We start from the raw sequence: 17,095 nt of genomic DNA on the forward strand, positions 1-17,095 counted from the left end.
TCAGCGCTCCCCGGGTAAGCGCCGCGCCGACGCGTTGATGGAGCTGATCAACGCGGGCACTCGTGCGAGCGAGCAGGATGGGGGTCGCGTGTCGGTGAAGGCCACGATCACCATCCCGCTGTCGGTGTTGATCGGGTCGCTGGTCAACGCGGGGCACGCGGTCACCGCGTTGGGGCAGATCATTGATGCGGGGACCGCGCGGGCGTTGGCGTGCACGGCACGGTTGGTGCCGATGGTGATCGGCACCCAGTCGCAACCCTTGGACGTGGGCCAAGCCTCCCGGTGCTTCCGGCCCGCGACCCGGGCGGCGATCGTCAAACGAGACCGGGGATGCACCTTCCCTGGATGCGATAGGCCTGCGCCCTGGTGCGAGGCGCACCACGGCGTCCCGTGGTGGGTGGGCGGACGCAGTGATCTAGCCAACGGCACTCTTCTTTGTAGTCGCCATCATCACATCGTGCACTCCAAGGGGTATCTCCCGTGGATCGGCGACACCGAGGTCGTGTGGGACCTGGTACCCGGGCGAATGCCCACCCAGCCGCTACCGCCGGACGACCCGCTGGCCTACGGGCCAGGCGCACCACCGGACCAAGCACAAACCGCCTGAGCCTTCCAGGGGAGAAGTGCGCCCACAACCAGGACGTCGAGCCTCGATCCCATTGGGCGTCAAGGGGTTTCGATACGGGCTCGTTCCTCGCCCTAGACTCAACCAGCGTGGGAGAGCGTCGCTTGCTCTGCCGGTGGTGTCGGATACCGCGGCGGGTGGCGGGGGCTGCTCTTCGGCCCTACTCAATCCTTGGATTGAGTAGGGTGAGCTTGCGAGGCCGTGTCGAAGTCATTGGTGGGACGCGTAGCCGTAGCCGTAGACCTAGACCTAGACCTAGACCTAGACCAGGGCGTCGAGCCACGATCCATTGGGCGGCACTCCTCGCGATGGGAGTCGGGCAGGACGCAGCGGCCCATTCCGTAGGCTGGTCCCATGACGATCTCGATCGGCGCGCACGTGGACCAGACCGACCCGGTTGCCGAGGCCCAGGCTCGCGGGGCGACGCTCGCGCAGTTCTTCCTCGGCGACCCGCAGGGGTACAAGGGCCCCGAGGTGCGCTATGCGGGCGGCGCAGCCGCGTTGCGGTCCGCCGCCGAGGACGCGGGCATCGACCTCTACGTTCACGCGCCCTACATCATCAACGTTGCCTCGACAAACAACCGGATCCGCATCCCGAGCCGCAAGCTGCTGCAGCAGCACCTGGACGCCGCGGCCGAGATCGGCGCGAAGGGGCTGATCGTGCACGGCGGTCACGTCAGCAAACCGGACGACCCGGCCAAGGGCTTCGACAACTGGCGCAAGGCGGTCGAGGCGACCACCTGCAGGATCCCGCTGCTGCTCGAAAACACCGCCGGGGGCGACTTCGCGATGGCGCGACGTCTCGATCGCCTGCAGGCAGTCTGGGACGCGATCTCGCAGGCCGACGGGCACGAGCAGGTCGGCTTCTGCCTCGACACCTGCCACGCCTGGGCCGGCGGCATCGCACTGAGCGACGCGGTCGCGCAGCTCCACGCGATCACTGGTCGGATCGACCTCGTGCACGCCAACGACAGCCGCGACACGTTCGACTCCGGTGCCGACCGGCACACCAACTTCGGACAGGGACACCTGGACCCGGACGAGCTTGCTGCGGTCATCCGGGATGCGGGAGCGCCGGTCGTCTGCGAGACCCCCGGCGGTGTCGACGAGCATCGAGCCGACTTCGAGTTCCTGCGCGCGAGACTCTGACCGCTATTGCGCCAGCTCCTGCTGCCGGATCGCGGTGCGCAGAACGGCCAGCATGACCAGCGCCAGAGCAAACCCGGCGAGCGCGCCGAGCTGCTGACTGGCGAAGAGGAACACCTGACCGACCAGAAGGTTGATCACGATCGCGGCGTGCAGCACGCGTAGAGCAGCTAGATGGCGGTCCTGGAGCAGCAGCGTCACACCGACGATCACCATGACGGTGACGACTCCGCCGGAGATCGTCGCCGCCGGCCCGGCCGCCGCCTCACCTGTGCGGGCGGAGTGAGTCACCAGGACGTAGACGATGTCGGTCACCGAGAGCGCTGCTTGCAACACAAAGAACCCCAGGACGATCCGCTGAGCCGCACGGTCCGCGAGGACTCTCTCCACGATCCGACTCAGGCCATCACGCCACACCGTCAGCCGATGCTCGAAACCGGTCTCACCCAACGCATCGTCCGCCAGCGCAGTCCGCACCTGCACCGACACCGCTCGCAGACTGGGGTCGGTGATCTCGTCCAGCAACGCGATCACGAGCGTGCGCTGGGACTGCTTCAACTGCCCCCGCACCTGATCGGACAGGGCATCCAAACCCGTGGCCAGCCGCAGCCTGTCGGTCAGCTTGCGGCGCTGCAGCACGGCCCGGACCACGAGATAGAAGACGACGAATACGACGTACATGACGGCGATCGCGGGTTGGAAGAAGTAGTCCACATCCTTGGTCAGGAACTTGCCGACCTCATCGATGAACAGCCCGAAACCGATGCCACCGATCAGTGCGGCGCGCATCTTGACTGCGCCGCCCGGCACGATCACCAGCGCCACAATTGCCACGCCCATCAGCAGGCCGCCCCACAGGACGTGCGCGATGTGCAGGTTCCCGCTGCCGACCTGCGGGTAGCCGGTGGCCGCGAGGTAGGCGCGGGTGATCAGCACCGTGGCGACCGCACTGAACAGGAAGGTCTCGAATCGAGACAGGGGAGCCCGGTCATGCAACGGGGCCGCGGCGAGGCGGGGCAGCCGATCGGCCAGGCGCATCGCGCACTCCCTCCGACCCGCGTGGCCGGACACGGCCACCTATGTCGCACAGACTAGCGAGCCGACAGGCTCATGGCCGTTGGCGCACCCGCGCGGCCTGCCGGGTCAGATGGTCGCGCTCGGCAACGCTGGTCGCGGCACGGGCGGCCTCGGCATACAGTTTGGCCGCGTCCTGCCGGCTGCCGGACTGTTCGGTCAGGTATGCCGTCACCGCGACGTAGCGGGGAAGCCCAGGATCGAGGTCGGCGAGCGCGGCCAGTCCGGCCTGCGGTCCATCCGCCTGACCCACGGCCACCGCCCGGTTGAGACGCACCACGGGACTGTCGGTGAGTCGCACCAGCTCGTCGTACCACTCGACGATCTGGACCCAGTCGGTCTCGGACACATCCTGGGCATCGGCGTGCAGCGCGGCAATCGCCGCCTGGGCCTGGTACTCGCCCAGCCGGTCACGGGCCAGTGCCGCCTGCAGGACCTCGACGCCCTCGACGATCAGCGCGGTGTCCCACAGTGCGCGATCCTGCTCGGCGAGCGGCACGAGACGCCCGTCCGGCCCGGTGCGTGACGCCCGCCGGGCGTGATGCAACAGCATCAGGGCAAGCAGCCCCTCCACCTCCGGCTCGTCGGTCAGGGCGGCCAGCTGGCGAGCCAGGCGGATCGCCTCGGCGGCCAGATCCACGTCGCCGCCGTAGCCCTCGTTGAAGACGAGATAGAGGACGCGCAGCACCGTCGCGAGGTCACCCGGTTGGTTGAGTGGCACGCCAGCGATCCGGCGCTTGGCTCGGCTGATGCGCTGGGCCATCGTCGCCTCGGGGATGAGGTACGCGGTGGCGATCTGTCGGGTGGTCAGGCCGCCGACCGCCCGCAGGGTCAGGGCGACCGCCGACGCGGGAGACAGGGTCGGGTGGGCGCAGAGGAAGTAGAGCCGCATCGTGTCGTCGGTGGTTGCCGCAGGGCCGGCGGGCGGCTCGACCTCGACCGCCAGCTCGCGGTCGCGGCGAGAGATCTCGGAGCGGGTGTGGTCCAGAAACTTGCGCCAGGCGGCCGTGACCAGCCACCCCTTCGGGTCGCGTGGCGGATCGTCGGGCCAGGTTGCGAGTGCTTTGACCAGCGCCTCCTGCACGGCGTCCTCGGCCGACGCGAAATCCGCTCCGCGCCGGACGAGGACGCCGATGACTGCAGGGGTCAGCTCCCGCAGCAGCGATTCGTTCACTCGGTGACCGTGGGCGGCTCGGCAAGAAAGGGCCGCACCTCGAGCCACTCGTAGATCGGCTTCCCGTCGGGCCCCGGCGCCGCGGACAGCTCGCCGGCGAGCTCGACCGCGCGGTCCCACGACTCCACGTCGATGGCCATCCAGCCGGCGATGAGGTCCTTGGTCTCCGGAAAGGGGCCGTCGACAACGGGTGGGCGACCCGCCCCGTCATACCGCACGAAGGCCCCTTCCGGGGCGAGCGCCTGGCCGTCGACGAACTCGCCGGTCTGCTCCAGGCGAGCGGCGAAGTCATGCATGAACGTGATGTGCGCATCGACCTCCTGCGGTGTCCACTGGTCCATCGGCGCGAAGTCGACGGCGGGGGTCGGGTTGCCGCGGTAGTGCTTCAGCAGCAGATACTTCATGGCGGTGCTCCTTTGTGGTCTGGCAGCCATTGTGGCCGCTCATACCTCTGAGACGGAGCCGATGACGCGATCTCGACACCGATCACCTAGACGCCGCGAAACTATCCGTGGATCCCCTTGTACCACTTGTCGATCGCAGCCTTGCTGGTCGCGAGGTCGGCGCCAGTGTCCGCACGGTAGAGCTTGACCGCCAGGATCTTCCGGTGTCTGGCGATGGCCGTGCCGATCGCCACCCGCGCGTCATGTGACAGCCGCAGGTCGAACTCTTCGATCCGCTCGGCAGGGACCTCGGGTGCTCTGCGTCGGCGCATCGCCAGGTAGATGACGGCCACCACCACGAGCAGCACCACGACCCTGATCCACATGTGCCGAGACTAACGGACCGGCACACCGCCTCCCGCGACGTGCTACCGGTCGAGACCGGCGAAGAGGTCGTCGGAGGGGCCGTCGAAGGGTATGCCGCCGGCGAACCGGTAGCACTCCTCCCACAGCGGTCCGGCCGGGGCATCCTCGAACTTGAAGAAGAACTCATCCGCGGCGATCTGCGTCTTGTGCGACCGCAGCGCCGCGAAACGTTGCGCCGCGTAGGGATATCCGTCGACCCGCACGTCGATGTCGGAGTCCCGCACGCTCATCATCGGAGGCTCGTCGGAGTCGATGTCGAAGGAGTCGAAGAAGTCGTTCGACTCGCCCGCCTCGCGTGCTTGGCGGATCATCGTGCGGATCATGCTCTCCGACATCGCGATCCACAGGATGCGCTGGACAGCCCACGGCTCACCGAGATCGCGCCGGTGCGAAGGCACGGCGGCCAGCGACGCGGCATACATCGCGACGCGGTGCGCCTGGATGTGATCGGGGTGGCCGTAGTGGCCGTTCTCGTCGTAGGTGATCAGCACCTGCGGTCGCCGATCACGGATCAGCGCGACCAGCTCGTTCGCCGCCTCCAGCAGGTCGGCCCGCCAGAAGCTCTCGTCATGGGTGTCCGGCATCGGCACGACCCCGCGCTTCTCGTCGTAGGCCATGCCGGAGTCGCGCCATCGTCCGTCACCGCCGAGGCGGACGAAGTCGGTGACCCCCAGCTCGGCCATCGCCGCCGCCAGCTCCTCCTGCCGGTGGGCGGCCAGGGTGCCCTCCTGGTCAGCGGCCAGGTGCGCAAGCTCGGGAACGACCACCTCGCCGAGCTCGCCGAGCGTGCAGGTGACGAGCGTGACCGCCGCGCCCTCTGCGACATACCGGGCCATGGTGGCGCCCGTGGAGCTGCTCTCGTCGTCCGGATGGGCATGGACGAGCATCAACCGACGATCGAGTGGGGAAGTCGTCCGGATGTCTGAGGGCGCCTGAGTGGTGGAGCGGGGCTGCGTCACCGCACTACGGTAACCGCTCGGGCCTCGTCCGTTGCCGGTGACGCGGCGGGGAGGGCAAGGCTGACCGCGGCGCAGACCACCGCCAGAGCGGCTGCCACAGTCCACGCGAGGTCGTAGTTGTGCAGCACGCTCGCGCGACTGCCGAGGATCGTGACCAGCACCGCGACGCCCAGCGCCGACGCGATCTGGCGGGCGGAGTTGATGAACGCGGACCCAGTAGCAGCACGGTGGTCGGGTAGCGCCGTCGCTCCCGCGGCGATCAACGTGCTGAGCGCGAGGCCAACGCCGATGCCACCGATGATCATGCTGGGCAGCAGCTCACGCAGGTAGTCCGGTGTCGTACCGGCCAGTGCGACCAGCCAGGCCAGCCCGGCGCCGAAGACCACACTGCCGATGGCGGCAACTGGTCCCGAGCCGATCCGGGCGACCAACCGGGCCGAGGCGAAGGTGACGATGGGGACCATCGCTGGACCGGGCGCCATCGCCAGCCCCGTCCGCAATGCCGAGTAGTGCCAAACGTCCTGGCACCACAAGGCGTTGGAGAGCAGCATGATGCCGAAGGCGACGCTGAACAGGACGGTCGCGGCGTTGGCCATGGCAAACCGTCGGATTTGCAGCAGGGGCAGCTCGACCATCGGATGCGGATGCGTCATGCATCGCCGCACAAACGCGACCGCACCGACAACCGCGACGGCGACCAGGCCCACGGTCCGTGGCGCCGTCCACCCCCAGGTCGGTGCCTGGACCAGCGCGCCGGTGAGCGAGGCGACGGCGACGATCAGCAGGACGCTGCCCACCAGGTCGGGGAGCGGCTCGCGCTCGCGGGCCGGTGGATGAGGCAGGACGCTCCGACCAGCGATGACGGTCAGCACCCCGACCGGGAGGTTGACCAGAAAGACCCACCGCCAGCTGATGCTGACCAGCAGGCCTCCGAGCACCGGTCCGGCCACGGCCGACAGTGCGCCGACCGCCGACCAGCCGCGGGCCGCGGAGGTGCGCGCGGACTCGGGCACGGCGGCGAGCAGCAGGGCCAGTGACGTCGGCAGCTGAGCGGCGGCCCCCGCAGCCTGCACGATTCGCGCGAACACCAGCACGCCGACGTTCGGGGCGAGCGCGCAGGCCACGGAGGCCAACGTGAAGACGGTGATTCCCACGAGGAACACGCGACGGTGCCCGATGCGGTCACCGAGGCGCCCGCCGGGGATCAGCAGCGCGGCCAAGGTGACCGCATACGCGTTCAGCACCCACGAAAGACTCGAGAGTGAGGCGTGGAAGCCGCGACCCATGTCGACGAAGGCGACATTGACGATCCACAGATCCAGGTTGGACATGAACACGGCAGCGACGATCACGGTGATGACGAGCCATCGTCGATGGTTTGAATCTCCAACTGACATGCCCTGACGGTAGCGCCTCGTGGTTTGATATGCAAACCTAGAGGTATGTCTGCTCAGCACTCGCCTCTGGTATCGGTCGACGTTCCGGGCCGCCCGTGCTCGGTGGCCGCGGCTCTGGATCTCGTCGGTGACCGGTGGTCGCTGCTCGCGGTGCGGGAGGTGACGTTCGGCAATCGACGCTTCAGCCAGATCGCACGCAACACCGGAGCCCCGCGAGACCGGCTCGCTGCCCGGCTCAAGGAGCTGGTGCAGATCGGCATCCTCGAACGTCGCCGGTACCAGGACTCACCGCCGCGTTCGGACTACCACCTGACGCAGGCCGGTCGTGAGCTGGCACCGGTGCTGCGGACCCTGCTGGAGTGGGGTGACAAGTGGGCGGTGCACGACGCGCCGTTGACGCTCATGCACCGAGACCACGAGCTGCGCTCGCAGGTTGTGTGCGCCACGTGCGGCGAAGTGGTCCACGCGCGGGATGTGGACCGCACCGTCCACGCCGAGGGCTGGGACCTGGCCGGCCCGGTCTGACTCCGAGCGGCGGTTGGCCGCGATCGTCATCGGCGCCGGCGTGGCTGCGGTGCGTCCAGCGGCTGGTCGACGGCGTCGATGTCGTTGCGAAGGACGAGACCTCCCCGGCCGTCGAGGGCTCTCACCTCGACGACGACGGCCGTCTGCACGTCCAGGTGGACGAGGTAGGCGGTGGGCAGCTCGGTGTCGAGCGTCAGCGGGTCGTCGGCCCCGTATTCGAGGGTCCGGCTCGCCGTGCTGTCGAGCAGGGGGCAGCACCCGCACCGCGGGTCGTAACCACCGTCCCAGTCCTCTCCGGCGCCCATCAGCGGACGGCAGGTGGCCGACCAGGTCTCTCGGCCGCCACGCGTCGTGGCCGCAACGTCATCGATCTGCACCCCATGATGCAGCTCCAGCGGGTCGAGCATGGCGGTCCACTGATAGTCGCGCCACATCGGATCGCCGTGCTCGAAGTGCCAGCCGTTCGGCCGTTCCGCGACCAGACCGTCGGGTCGACGGACAGGGCCGGTCGGGCCGAGCTGGTCGGCGTCGGAGGGAGACTCGCACGAGTCACCTTCGGCGACGGCATGCAACGCGGCAGGTGACCCGCCGTATGGCACCCCCTCAGCAACGTCGACCCCATCGACGCCGCGCACGGTGACCCGCCCGGAGGCCCGATCGAGCCAGGCCTCAACCGGCTCCGTCTCGACCCCGCCGCGAGAGTAGTTCGCATGGGTGAAGTGCAGCGTGGTGAAGAGCCACGGCGAGCTCTGCGCCAGCGCGCGGAAGTCGTCCGCGTCGGGTGTCGTAGACACGGGCACATCACTCATAGGTCGAGTAGAGCACTTGGGGCGGCGAGAGGCCACCGGATAAGGGCGGGTGGCAGAATCTGGCTCGCAGCCGGCACCGCCACCCAGAAGGAGTAGATCATGAGGGGAACGATCGTCACGCTGGGCGGCGGAGGGTTCTCGATGTCGGAGGACGGCAGCTCGCCGATCGACGACCACCTGCTTGAACTGACCGGCAAGAGCCGACCGCGGATCTGCTTCATTCCCACGGCAAGTGGCGATGCACCGGACTACAGCGAGCGGTTCGAAGCGGCGTTCGCCGGTCGCGCCGAGACTTCGGTCCTGTCGCTCTTCTGCCGCGATCCATGGGGATACACGGACCCGTCGATGTTGCTCGACCAGGACCTCATCTATGTCGGCGGCGGCTCGACGGCGAACCTGCTCGTGGTCTGGCGGTTGCACGGACTGCCCGAGCTGCTGCAGCAGGCAGCGGCGGACGGGACGGTGCTCGCGGGGATCAGTGCCGGGATGAACTGCTGGTTCGAGTCTTCGTCCACGGACTCGTTCGGGCCGCTGGCACCGTTGAGCGACGGGCTCGGGTTCCTGCCCGGCAGCGCCTGCCCGCACTACCTCGGCGAGGTGCAGCGGCGGCAGCAATACCTCGACTGGGTGGCCACCGGAGTCCTCGGTGATGGCTACGCGGTCGATGAGTATGCCGCCCTGGTGTGGCACGACGGCGAGGTCGCCGAGGCGATCTGCGAGCAGCCGGGTCGGCCGGTCTATCGCGTGCACCGCGTGGGGGACAGCGCCGTCGAGTCCGCGATCCCGGCCCGGTTGCTCACGCGCTGACGGGCCGGCCGCCGCCAGCCTTCCCGGCCGTCTGCCACGATGGTGGCATGGCGCGCTCCCGACAGATCGATCTGGACAAGATGCTCGATCACATCTTCGTGCGGATGATGGGTGCCGGCTCGGCGGTGGTCGGCGGGATCGGGGTGGTCGGCGGACTGCTGGTGCTGATCGTCACGGCGTTCGGCACCCGTGAGCGTGCGCTGTGGATCGCCGGGTCGGTGCTTGTCGTGGTGGGCGTGCTCTTTCTGGTGGTGGCCCGCTTGTCGTTCCGCAGCTACCTGCGCGACCTGGAGCGGCGCCAGGTGGCGGCGCGGGAGCGCCGAGAGCGACGCAAGCTGATCTAGCTCATCCGGTTGCCGTTGGCGGGGGACGGGTGGATCCGGCCTGGAGGTAGCCGGTCTCATGTAGGCCGGCACCACGGCCTGCACCCGATCGCGGATGCTGGGCTTGGCAAGGATCTGGGCCACGTGGGTCTTGACCGTGGCCTCGCCGAGGAAGAGCCGCTGCGCAATCTGAGCGTTCGATGAGCCGCGAGCAAGCAGGTCGAAGACCTCCAGCTCCCGTCTGCTGAGCGGTGCAAGTGCGGAGGGCAGCCCGTTCGACGGCGGCGGCGAGGCGACGAAGCGCTCGATGAACCGGCGGGTGAGCGCCGGCGACAAGATCGAGTCACCGCGAGCCACCATGCGCACCGCGCTGATCCGCTGCTCGCGGGGCACGTCCTTGAGCAGGAAGCCGCTGGCACCCGAATCATCGATCTGCCCGATCGATCGGAAACAGTGCTCGCAGCCCGAACCCGCCCGAGCCGGTCGCACCGGCGTTCAGCCCGCGCTCGCTGCGCTGGATCACGCCTCGGAGGGCTACCCGATGCTGGTGCTGCTGATCGTGCTCTTCATCGTCGGGCTGACGCTGGGCAGCGTGCTGCTGCTGATCGGTCTGCGGCGCGCACGGCGGGTGCCGATCTGGGCTGTCGCGGCGGTGGTCTTCGTGGTGTGCGGCAGCACCGGCGGAGTGGTCGCGGGAGGGCTTGGCATCCTCGCGGCGCTCGCTGCATTCGTCCCGGTCGCACTGGTGGTTGGCCGCCCGTTCGAGGGTGGCCCTGGCGCATGGACCTCGCGCATCACCAACAGGACTCGAGTCGGGCGTAGGTCCAGCACGCCGGAGTAGCCTCAAGAGATGCGCTGGTCGATCTCCATTCCTCAACTCGGTGTCGACAGCTTCGACGCGGACGGGGTGCAGGCCTACCTCGCCCGCGTCGAGGAGCTGGGCTTCGAGGGCGGCTGGGTCATGGAGCAGGCAGTCGGCCAGACCCCGTTCATCGCACCGCTGGAGCTGCTCGCGTATGCCGCGGCGTGCACGACCCGGATCCGGCTCGGCGTGGCGGTGCTGGTCACGTCCTTGCACGACCCACTGCAGCTCGCGTCTGCGATCACGGCCGTCGACCGACTCAGTCACGGGCGCCTCGATGTCGGCGTGGCCCCGGGCGGCGGCTTCCGCAAGTTCGAGGCATTCGGGGTGGATCGGCAGACCTTCGTCGCCCGCTTCACCGAGGGTCTGCAGCTGATGAAGGCGGCCTGGTCGGACGAGTCGAAGGTGAGCTTCGACGGACGGTTCCGGCGGGTGGATGACCTGCCGATCCAGCCCAAACCGGTGCAACGCCCGCACCCGCCGATCTGGTTCGGTGCCAACGCGCCCAAGGCACTGGCGCGGGCCGTCCGGCACGGCGACGCGTTCCTCGGCGCCGGCTCATCGAGCACGGCGGCGTTCAGGCAGAATGTCGCGACGCTGCGCACGGAGCTGGGCCGACAGGGCAAGGACCCGGCGGGGTTCACCATCGGCAAGCGGGTCTATCTCGCGGTGGACGACAACCCGCAGCGGGCGCGCGAGCACGTGCTGACCGGCCTGCACCGCACCTACGGACAGATGCCGGGCATCGAGGAGGCGCCGGTCTACGGAACACCGCAGGAGGTGGCAACGGGGTTGCGTGAAGTGCGGGACGCGGGGGCCGAGATGATCCTGCTGCATCCGCTCGGCAGGAACGCCGCCGAGGACCGCGAGCAGCTGGAGCGCCTGGCCGCCGACGTCATACCGCAGCTCGACTGAGGTGGTCGAGTGCAGTGAACACGGCCGCTATAGCCAACGGATCCACTGCAACCGTCGGTGAGGCCGTGGAGTGCAGTGGACGCGGAAGTTATAGCCAACGCGCACTGCAACCGCGGTCAGCGAGCGGCCTCCCGATCGAGCACCGAGATGATCTGCGGACGCAGCTCGCTGGCCTCGATCACGGCATCCACCGACCCGACCTCGACCGCGCGGTGAATGCTGTGTATGCCGTCGAAGTCGGCGGCAACTTCGCCGATCTTCTCCGCGCGCACAGCAGTTCGCACCTCAGTGAGCTCGGCGGCGATCGGGGCCCGTTCGGACTCCGTGGCCTGCTGCAGCTGCGCCTCCAACGCGGCCACCCGCAGATCCGTGGACGTGAGCGTGTCGACCTTCTTGGCAAAGACCACGGCCGCGGCCGGCGCGCCGCCGAGCACCGAGGCATACGAGCCCTCGATGGCCAGCACGGTCATCCGCGGGTTGAGCACCTTCGAGAAGACCACGAACGCACCACCGTGATAGCGGGAGATCACGCAGAAGACGATCGGCCCGTCGAAGTTGACGATGGCCCGCCCGATCTCGGCGCCGTACTCGAGTTGCAGGTTGCGCATCGAGTCCGGTGACCCGTCGAATCCGGACAGGTTGGCCAGCACCACCAGCGGACGGTTGCCGCTCGCGGCGTTGATCGCCCGCGCTGCCTTCTTCGACGACCGCGGAAACAGCGTGCCCGCCGTGTAGGTGTCCGGTCCATCCGTCGGAGGGAAGCCCCGCCGCGGGGTGGTCCGGGACTCGATGCCGAGCAGGCTCACCGGCCAGCCACCAAGATTGGCGTCGAACACGACCGAGGTGCTCGCGTCGGCCATGTCCGCCCAGCGCTCGAGCGTGGGCTGGTCCTGATCGACCAGTGCCCGCATCACCGTGCGGATGTCGAACGGCTTCTTGCGCTCCGGGTTCGTCGCCGCCGAGAAGATGTCACCGATCGTGCGGAACTCGCTGTCGGCGATGTCATGCGGTAGCACGGTGATGTCCCGGTCGCTCGGGTCGGTCGTCGTGGCCCGGCGGGGCGACGACTCGTCGGGAGCCACGTAGCTGTAGTCGTAGTGCTGGATCAGCAGGTCGCGGGCGCTCTTCAGGTCGGGCGCCCAGTACTGTGCCTGCCCGTTCGGACCCATGACTCGGTCGTAGCCGCCGATGCCGAAGTTGTCCTCGGCCGATACGCCACCGGAGAAGTCCAGCGACTGCTTGCCGGTCAGGACCATCGCGCTGACCGGCGTCATCACGAGCACACCCTTGGTGTGCATGAGCATCGTTGCCTCGGCGTTCCAGTATGGCTGGGCGCCCACGTTGATGCCCGCGACGACGACGTTGATCTCGCCGCCCGCCTGCGTGAACTCCACGATCCGCTTCAGCGCGCGCGCAACCCAGTCCATGTTCTCGGTGCCCGAGTCCATTGAGATGCGGGCCCCCGCCGACAGTGAGTACCACTCGACCGGGACGCGCATCTCGTCGGCCAGGTCGATCGCGGCGATGATCCGTGAGCACTCCGGCTCGGCGACCGCGCCCAGCGACATGGTCGGGTCGCCGCACAGGATGACCCGAGTGATCCCCTGCGGATGCAGGCTGGTCGGAGTGGTGACCACGCCGGCGACGATGCCCGCCTTGTTGAGGCCGGGCGCACGGTCGACCGGGACGAGCCGCCCCGAGTCATCCAGGTCGTGCTCGCGGACCGCGCCGCCGTCTCCGGCGACCATCGACTGCACCTCGTAGGGGTAGACCATGCCCCGCCGCCGCGCCCGAACGACCTTCTGCGCGTAGTCGTCCATCGGCTTCAGCAGCTCGGTCGGCGGGTCCTCGATCCGGAACTGCACGCCGGCACCGGGCCGGTAGTAGAACCGGGCCGCGAGCGGCACGACCTCACCGCCGGGGGCGGACACCTGGCCCTGGGCGATCACCTCATCTATCCCTGCGCCCGCGGTGATGGGTGCGATGCCGCGCTTCAGAGCAGTGAGCTGGTCGAGCTCGGCGTCGATCGTCGGCCAGACGTGCACCCAGACATGGTTCATGTCGAGCGCGATCCTCGGGGTGCGCAGTGACGACCGCCCGCGCCGAATTCCCTCTACACAGTTGGCGATTGCTCGTTCCACCTGAGGAAGGGAGCTGACGTGCCCGTCTTCGTCACGAATGAGGGCGAGCTCGCGCACCTGGGCCATGGCAACGAGGCGCTGATCCGCCTCGTTGTTCTTGGCCACGCAGTGATAGAGCAGCACATCCTCGGGCGCTTCGACCCGAGTGATGTCGAACTCGCGCAGGCGCCACAGGTTGAGCCGCCGGCCGACCATCGGGTGCAGGTCGCGCACCAGAACGTCCTCCTGCAGGCCGTCCTCGCCGGGCCGGAAGGTGAAGTAGGTGACCGGGCGGTCGCCACCGGGGCAGGCGGCGACCGCGATGCGCCGCACCTCCAACGCCAACGACGACAGGGTCCGGGCGAGCGCGGCGGAGGCAACCTGGGGATCCTCGGGCAGGTCGGGCCATGACAGGTAGAGGTCGACGACCGCGTCCTGCTGCGACGACCGATCCGCGACCAGATCGGCCAGGGCGCGCGTGAGGCCGGTCCCGGGCTCGAGCTCGGCGCGGCTGCCGATGGAGGTGACCAGGTGGGTCGGGCGCTCATCGAGCACATAGTCCGCCACGGCGAACGGTCGGCCGTCGATCTGCATCGCACGCTGACCGGTGAGTGCAAACTCGCGGTAGTGCCGCTGGATCATTACCTCGAGCAGCGGTTCCCTGGTAGGTATGCCGTGCTCCAGCCGTTCGGCGAGGATCGTCACGATCCGCTCGGGGATGGCCGCGAGCGCGGACATCCGCCGGGCGCGGTCGCCGGCGTCCGGGTCGGCCGCCAGCGCCTCGACCTCGTGGTGCAGACCGGTCAGCACGGATGCGCGCTCGGCCGCCACCACCGGTTCGTCGAACCAGCGGAACCGCACGCTGCGGGCCAGGTCGCCGACGGCGGGGAAGCGCAGCTGCGTGGCCAGCACGAACTGGTCCAGGGCCTCGCGGGACGTTGCGGCGGCGTCGCCCTGCGGGGCGGGCTCGGTGTGCCACCGCTGCAGCAGCGCGGTGACGATACCGAGGTCCGGGGCAGAGCGCTGCTGGGCCAGGAAGATCCGGAATACGGCCTCCTCCAGCGCAGGCGTGCGGTCCAGCTCGGTGATGCCGTAGTGGGCAAGGACCGACTCGAGTCGCCGACTGAAGCTGTCCGGCAGGCCACTGCGCTCGATGTCGAGCGTCTGCAGATAGCTGTGGAAGTATTCCTTGGGGCTGTGCACCCGCAGTTCGGTGTGCATCTCGTTGTCCACCAGTCGGTTGCGGCTGAGGTCGGCGAGGTCGGAGAGGAGTCGCAGCAGATCGAGCTCGCCGGGTAGGACGTCCGTGCCCTGGGCCGTGGCGCCCTCGCGGGCGGTCATGTAGCGCTCGAGCGTGTGGCCGTTGTCGCCGGGGTCCACGTCATAACCGAGCAGGACGGCTCGCAGGTCGCCAAGGCCGCGCAGGAGCGGGTCATCGCACTGGCCGCCGGGGGCCGGTAGGCCCAGGTCGATGCTGTCGGCGGCGCCCGGCTCCTCGTCGGCCTCGTCAGTGACCGGCTCCAGTCGAAGCAGCGGAGCTCCGGCCTCGACCTGGCTGCCGGCCGAGACCTGCAGGTCGCGCACGATTGCCGGGAAGGGAGCGACCAGGCGGGTCTCCATCTTCATCGACTCCAGGACGACGACCGTCGCACCCGCCGCGACCTCCTGGCCCGCGGCAACGGGCGTCGCCACGACGAGCGCGGGGGCGGGGGCGCGCATCATCCCGCCCTCGTCGCGGCTGACCCGGTGCGCGACGCCGTCGACCTCCACGAAGTGCATCGGACCGTGCATCGCGGTGAGCACCCGGAAGCTCTGCCCGGACACGGTGAGCCGCAGCCGGTCTCGGCCCATCGGCTCCACGTCGGCGTCGCAGACGTGCTGCTGATCGTTGTCATTGAGGGTGATCCGGAACCGGCTGGCGCCGACTCGGGAGACCGCGACCCGGTATACCCGGCCGCGCAGCTTGAGGTCGACCGGCCGGGCCGCGCCGTGCTGAGCCTGCGGACGCCCGCCGCGTGCCATCTGCAGCAGGCGGTCCACCTCGACGCGCTCGTCGTCCTCGTAGGCCTGGATGCCTGCCGTGATCAGCGCGATGCCGGAGTGCCGCTCGGACATCAGGCGGCCCTCGAGCCGCACCCGGTCGATCCACCCGGTGTCCGCGCTCGCGTCGATGACCTCCGGCTGGTCGAGCAGATCCAGGATGAAGCTCTTGTTGGTGGCGCCGCCCTCGATGACCACCGAGGTCTCGGCGACCGCACGGCGCAGCCTGGCGAGCGCCTGGTCGCGAGTGCTGCCGTGCGCGATGATCTTGGCGATCATCGAGTCGAAGTCGGCCGGGATCGAGTCGCCCTCGCTGACGCCGGTGTCGACCCGGATGCCCGGACCGGCCGGCAGTGCGAGCAGCTCGATCCGCCCCGGTGCGGGCGCGAAGTCACGGTCCGGGTCCTCGGCGTTGAGCCGCGCCTCGACGGCGTGCCCGGACTCGGTCGGCCTGCTGCCGGTCAGCGTGCCGCCGGAGGCGATGTGGATCTGTGCTCGCACGAGATCGGTGTCGGTGGTGATCTCGGTGATCGGGTGCTCGACCTGCAGGCGGGTGTTGACCTCGAGGAACGCAAAGATCCGATCACCCGGGTGGTAGAGGAACTCCACGGTCCCGGCCCCGGCATACCCCACGGCGACGGCGAGTCGCTCGGCGGCGGACTTCACCTCGTCGATCTGATCGGCCTGCAGCACCGGAGAGGCCGACTCCTCGATGACCTTCTGGTTGCGTCGCTGCACCGAGCAGTCGCGCACCCCGAGGGCCCAGGCGGTGCCCTGCCCGTCGGCGATCACCTGGACCTCGATGTGCCGGGCGCCGGTGATGAGCCGCTCGAGGAAGACCACGCCGGACCCGAACGCGCGCTGTGCCTCGTCGCGGGTGCGCTCGTAGGCGTCGGTGAGGTCCGCGTCGGACGTCACCATGCGGATCCCGCGGCCGCCGCCGCCGGCGGTTGCCTTGAGCATGAGCGGATACCCGATGCGCGCGGCGGCCGCCTTGGCGTCCTCGAGGGTGTCGACGCCACCACCGCTCCACGGCGCGACGGGGACACCGACCTCCTCGGCGATGAGCTTGGAGCCGATCTTGTCACCGAGCTTGCGCATCGCCCCGGGGCTCGGGCCGATGAAGGTGACGTCGATGCGGGCGCACAGCTCGGCAAAACCCGGGTCCTCGGCGACGAAGCCCCAGCCGACCCACGCCGCATCGGCGCCGGACTCGGTCAGCGCCCGCTCGAGGATGGCGTAGTCGAGGTAGGGGCGGTCCGCAGCCGGGCCCAGGTTGTAGGCGTGGTCAGCCTCGCGCACGAACATCGCGTGCTTCTCGCCGTCGGTATGCAGAGCAACGGTCTCGATGCGGTGCCCACCGGGCCCGGCCTGCGCGTTGAGATCGCGCACCGCGTGGATGAGGCGCATCGCGGCCTCTCCACGGTTGACGATGGCGATGCGGGAGAGGGTCGAGCGGGATGAGTGAGCCACGCACCTGAGCCTGCCACGATGGCGCTGGACTCGCGAG

15 protein-coding genes and 1 pseudogene are annotated in these 17,095 nt (G+C 69.2%); 7 read left to right on the forward strand and 9 right to left on the reverse strand.

Going from position 1 to position 17,095, the window contains the following annotated elements; genetic code table 11:
- On the forward strand, positions 1-607 hold a 607-nt coding region (locus FGL98_RS19335; protein ID WP_146319540.1), incomplete at its 5' end, for an HNH endonuclease signature motif containing protein.
- 372 nt (positions 608-979) lie between these two features.
- The gene (locus tag FGL98_RS19340) at positions 980-1,774 is read left to right on the forward strand and encodes a deoxyribonuclease IV (protein WP_146319542.1); all 795 of its coding nucleotides are present in this window, start codon (positions 980-982) and stop codon (positions 1,772-1,774) included.
- A 3-nt stretch (positions 1,775-1,777) separates the two neighbouring features.
- On the opposite strand, the gene FGL98_RS19345 is transcribed toward FGL98_RS19340, so the two are convergent.
- The 6 genes from FGL98_RS19345 to FGL98_RS19370 all read right to left on the reverse strand — a co-directional run bounded on the left by FGL98_RS19345 (position 1,778) and on the right by FGL98_RS19370 (position 7,184).
- Positions 1,778-2,809: a hypothetical protein gene (locus FGL98_RS19345; RefSeq protein ID WP_146319544.1), complete on the reverse strand. Its 1,032-nt coding sequence runs from the start codon at positions 2,807-2,809 to the stop codon at positions 1,778-1,780.
- 70 nt (positions 2,810-2,879) lie between these two features.
- Entirely contained in the window at positions 2,880-4,019 is a 1,140-nt protein-coding gene (locus FGL98_RS19350) for an RNA polymerase sigma factor (protein ID WP_146319546.1), read from the reverse strand.
- Entirely contained in the window at positions 4,016-4,423 is a 408-nt protein-coding gene (locus FGL98_RS19355; RefSeq protein ID WP_146319548.1) for a YciI family protein, read from the reverse strand. Before FGL98_RS19355 ends, FGL98_RS19350 begins: the two co-directional genes overlap by 4 nt.
- A gap of 101 nt (positions 4,424-4,524) precedes the next feature.
- Entirely contained in the window at positions 4,525-4,788 is a 264-nt protein-coding gene (locus FGL98_RS19360; protein ID WP_146319550.1) for a hypothetical protein, read from the reverse strand.
- A gap of 42 nt (positions 4,789-4,830) precedes the next feature.
- The gene (gene mshB / locus FGL98_RS19365) at positions 4,831-5,715 is read right to left on the reverse strand and encodes an N-acetyl-1-D-myo-inositol-2-amino-2-deoxy-alpha-D-glucopyranoside deacetylase (protein WP_146319552.1); all 885 of its coding nucleotides are present in this window, start codon (positions 5,713-5,715) and stop codon (positions 4,831-4,833) included.
- A gap of 68 nt (positions 5,716-5,783) precedes the next feature.
- Positions 5,784-7,184, reverse strand: a complete 1,401-nt coding sequence (locus FGL98_RS19370) for an MFS transporter (RefSeq protein WP_146319554.1) — start codon at positions 7,182-7,184, stop codon at positions 5,784-5,786.
- Between the two features lie 45 nt (positions 7,185-7,229).
- Here FGL98_RS19370 and FGL98_RS19375 point away from each other — a divergent pair, with 45 nt between their 5' ends.
- Positions 7,230-7,709, forward strand: coding sequence for a winged helix-turn-helix transcriptional regulator (locus FGL98_RS19375; protein ID WP_146319556.1), 480 nt, complete (start codon positions 7,230-7,232; stop codon positions 7,707-7,709).
- A gap of 26 nt (positions 7,710-7,735) precedes the next feature.
- Here FGL98_RS19375 and FGL98_RS19380 read toward each other — a convergent pair whose 3' ends face one another.
- Positions 7,736-8,518, reverse strand: coding sequence for a hypothetical protein (locus FGL98_RS19380; protein WP_146319558.1), 783 nt, complete (start codon positions 8,516-8,518; stop codon positions 7,736-7,738).
- A 99-nt stretch (positions 8,519-8,617) separates the two neighbouring features.
- On the opposite strand from FGL98_RS19380, the gene FGL98_RS19385 reads away from it, so the two are divergent.
- Together FGL98_RS19385 and FGL98_RS26460 are read left to right on the forward strand one after the other, a co-directional pair.
- A complete protein-coding gene (locus tag FGL98_RS19385) occupies positions 8,618-9,325 on the forward strand; it encodes a Type 1 glutamine amidotransferase-like domain-containing protein (protein WP_146319560.1) in 708 nt (235 codons plus the stop codon).
- A 47-nt stretch (positions 9,326-9,372) separates the two neighbouring features.
- Positions 9,373-9,669, forward strand: a complete 297-nt coding sequence (locus tag FGL98_RS26460; protein WP_246136648.1) for a hypothetical protein — start codon at positions 9,373-9,375, stop codon at positions 9,667-9,669.
- Between the two features lie 81 nt (positions 9,670-9,750).
- On the opposite strand, the pseudogene FGL98_RS27210 reads toward FGL98_RS26460, so the two are convergent.
- Positions 9,751-10,008 (reverse strand): annotated as a pseudogene (locus FGL98_RS27210) (response regulator transcription factor); the annotation flags it as partial.
- On the opposite strand from FGL98_RS27210, the gene FGL98_RS19395 reads away from it, so the two are divergent.
- Both FGL98_RS19395 and FGL98_RS19400 read left to right on the forward strand, forming a co-directional pair.
- Positions 9,956-10,489 carry a hypothetical protein gene (locus FGL98_RS19395; RefSeq protein WP_186526264.1) on the forward strand — a complete coding sequence of 178 codons (534 nt, stop codon included), beginning with the start codon at positions 9,956-9,958 and terminating at the stop codon, positions 10,487-10,489. The pseudogene FGL98_RS27210 and the gene FGL98_RS19395 sit on opposite strands and share 53 nt — an antisense overlap.
- Positions 10,490-10,498: 9 nt before the next feature.
- Positions 10,499-11,425, forward strand: coding sequence for an LLM class flavin-dependent oxidoreductase (locus tag FGL98_RS19400; protein WP_146319564.1), 927 nt, complete (start codon positions 10,499-10,501; stop codon positions 11,423-11,425).
- Between the two features lie 116 nt (positions 11,426-11,541).
- Here FGL98_RS19400 and FGL98_RS19405 read toward each other — a convergent pair whose 3' ends face one another.
- The gene (locus tag FGL98_RS19405; RefSeq protein WP_246136649.1) at positions 11,542-17,058 is read right to left on the reverse strand and encodes an ATP-binding protein; all 5,517 of its coding nucleotides are present in this window, start codon (positions 17,056-17,058) and stop codon (positions 11,542-11,544) included.
- Positions 17,059-17,095 lie beyond the last annotated feature (37 nt).

It is taken from the genome of Leekyejoonella antrihumi, assembly GCF_007845645.1.
In the GTDB taxonomy this organism is placed as follows: Bacteria; Actinomycetota; Actinomycetes; order Actinomycetales; family Dermatophilaceae; genus Leekyejoonella; species Leekyejoonella antrihumi.

Bases quoted from the DNA above. Each gene is read 5' to 3' on its own strand.
- mshB (WP_146319552.1), bottom strand. From the start codon at position 5,715: ATGCTCGTCCATGCCCATCCGGACGACGAGAGCAGCTCCACGGGCGCC.
- FGL98_RS19395 (WP_186526264.1), top strand. From the start codon at position 9,956: ATGAACCGGCGGGTGAGCGCCGGCGACAAGATCGAGTCACCGCGAGCC.
- FGL98_RS19380 (WP_146319558.1), bottom strand. From the start codon at position 8,518: ATGAGTGATGTGCCCGTGTCTACGACACCCGACGCGGACGACTTCCGC.
- FGL98_RS19360 (WP_146319550.1), bottom strand. From the start codon at position 4,788: ATGTGGATCAGGGTCGTGGTGCTGCTCGTGGTGGTGGCCGTCATCTAC.
- FGL98_RS26460 (WP_246136648.1), top strand. From the start codon at position 9,373: ATGGCGCGCTCCCGACAGATCGATCTGGACAAGATGCTCGATCACATC.
- FGL98_RS19385 (WP_146319560.1), top strand. From the start codon at position 8,618: ATGAGGGGAACGATCGTCACGCTGGGCGGCGGAGGGTTCTCGATGTCG.
- FGL98_RS19375 (WP_146319556.1), top strand. From the start codon at position 7,230: ATGTCTGCTCAGCACTCGCCTCTGGTATCGGTCGACGTTCCGGGCCGC.
- FGL98_RS19400 (WP_146319564.1), top strand. From the start codon at position 10,499: ATGCGCTGGTCGATCTCCATTCCTCAACTCGGTGTCGACAGCTTCGAC.
- FGL98_RS19340 (WP_146319542.1), top strand. From the start codon at position 980: ATGACGATCTCGATCGGCGCGCACGTGGACCAGACCGACCCGGTTGCC.
- FGL98_RS19370 (WP_146319554.1), bottom strand. From the start codon at position 7,184: ATGTCAGTTGGAGATTCAAACCATCGACGATGGCTCGTCATCACCGTG.
- FGL98_RS19355 (WP_146319548.1), bottom strand. From the start codon at position 4,423: ATGAAGTATCTGCTGCTGAAGCACTACCGCGGCAACCCGACCCCCGCC.
- FGL98_RS19345 (WP_146319544.1), bottom strand. From the start codon at position 2,809: ATGCGCCTGGCCGATCGGCTGCCCCGCCTCGCCGCGGCCCCGTTGCAT.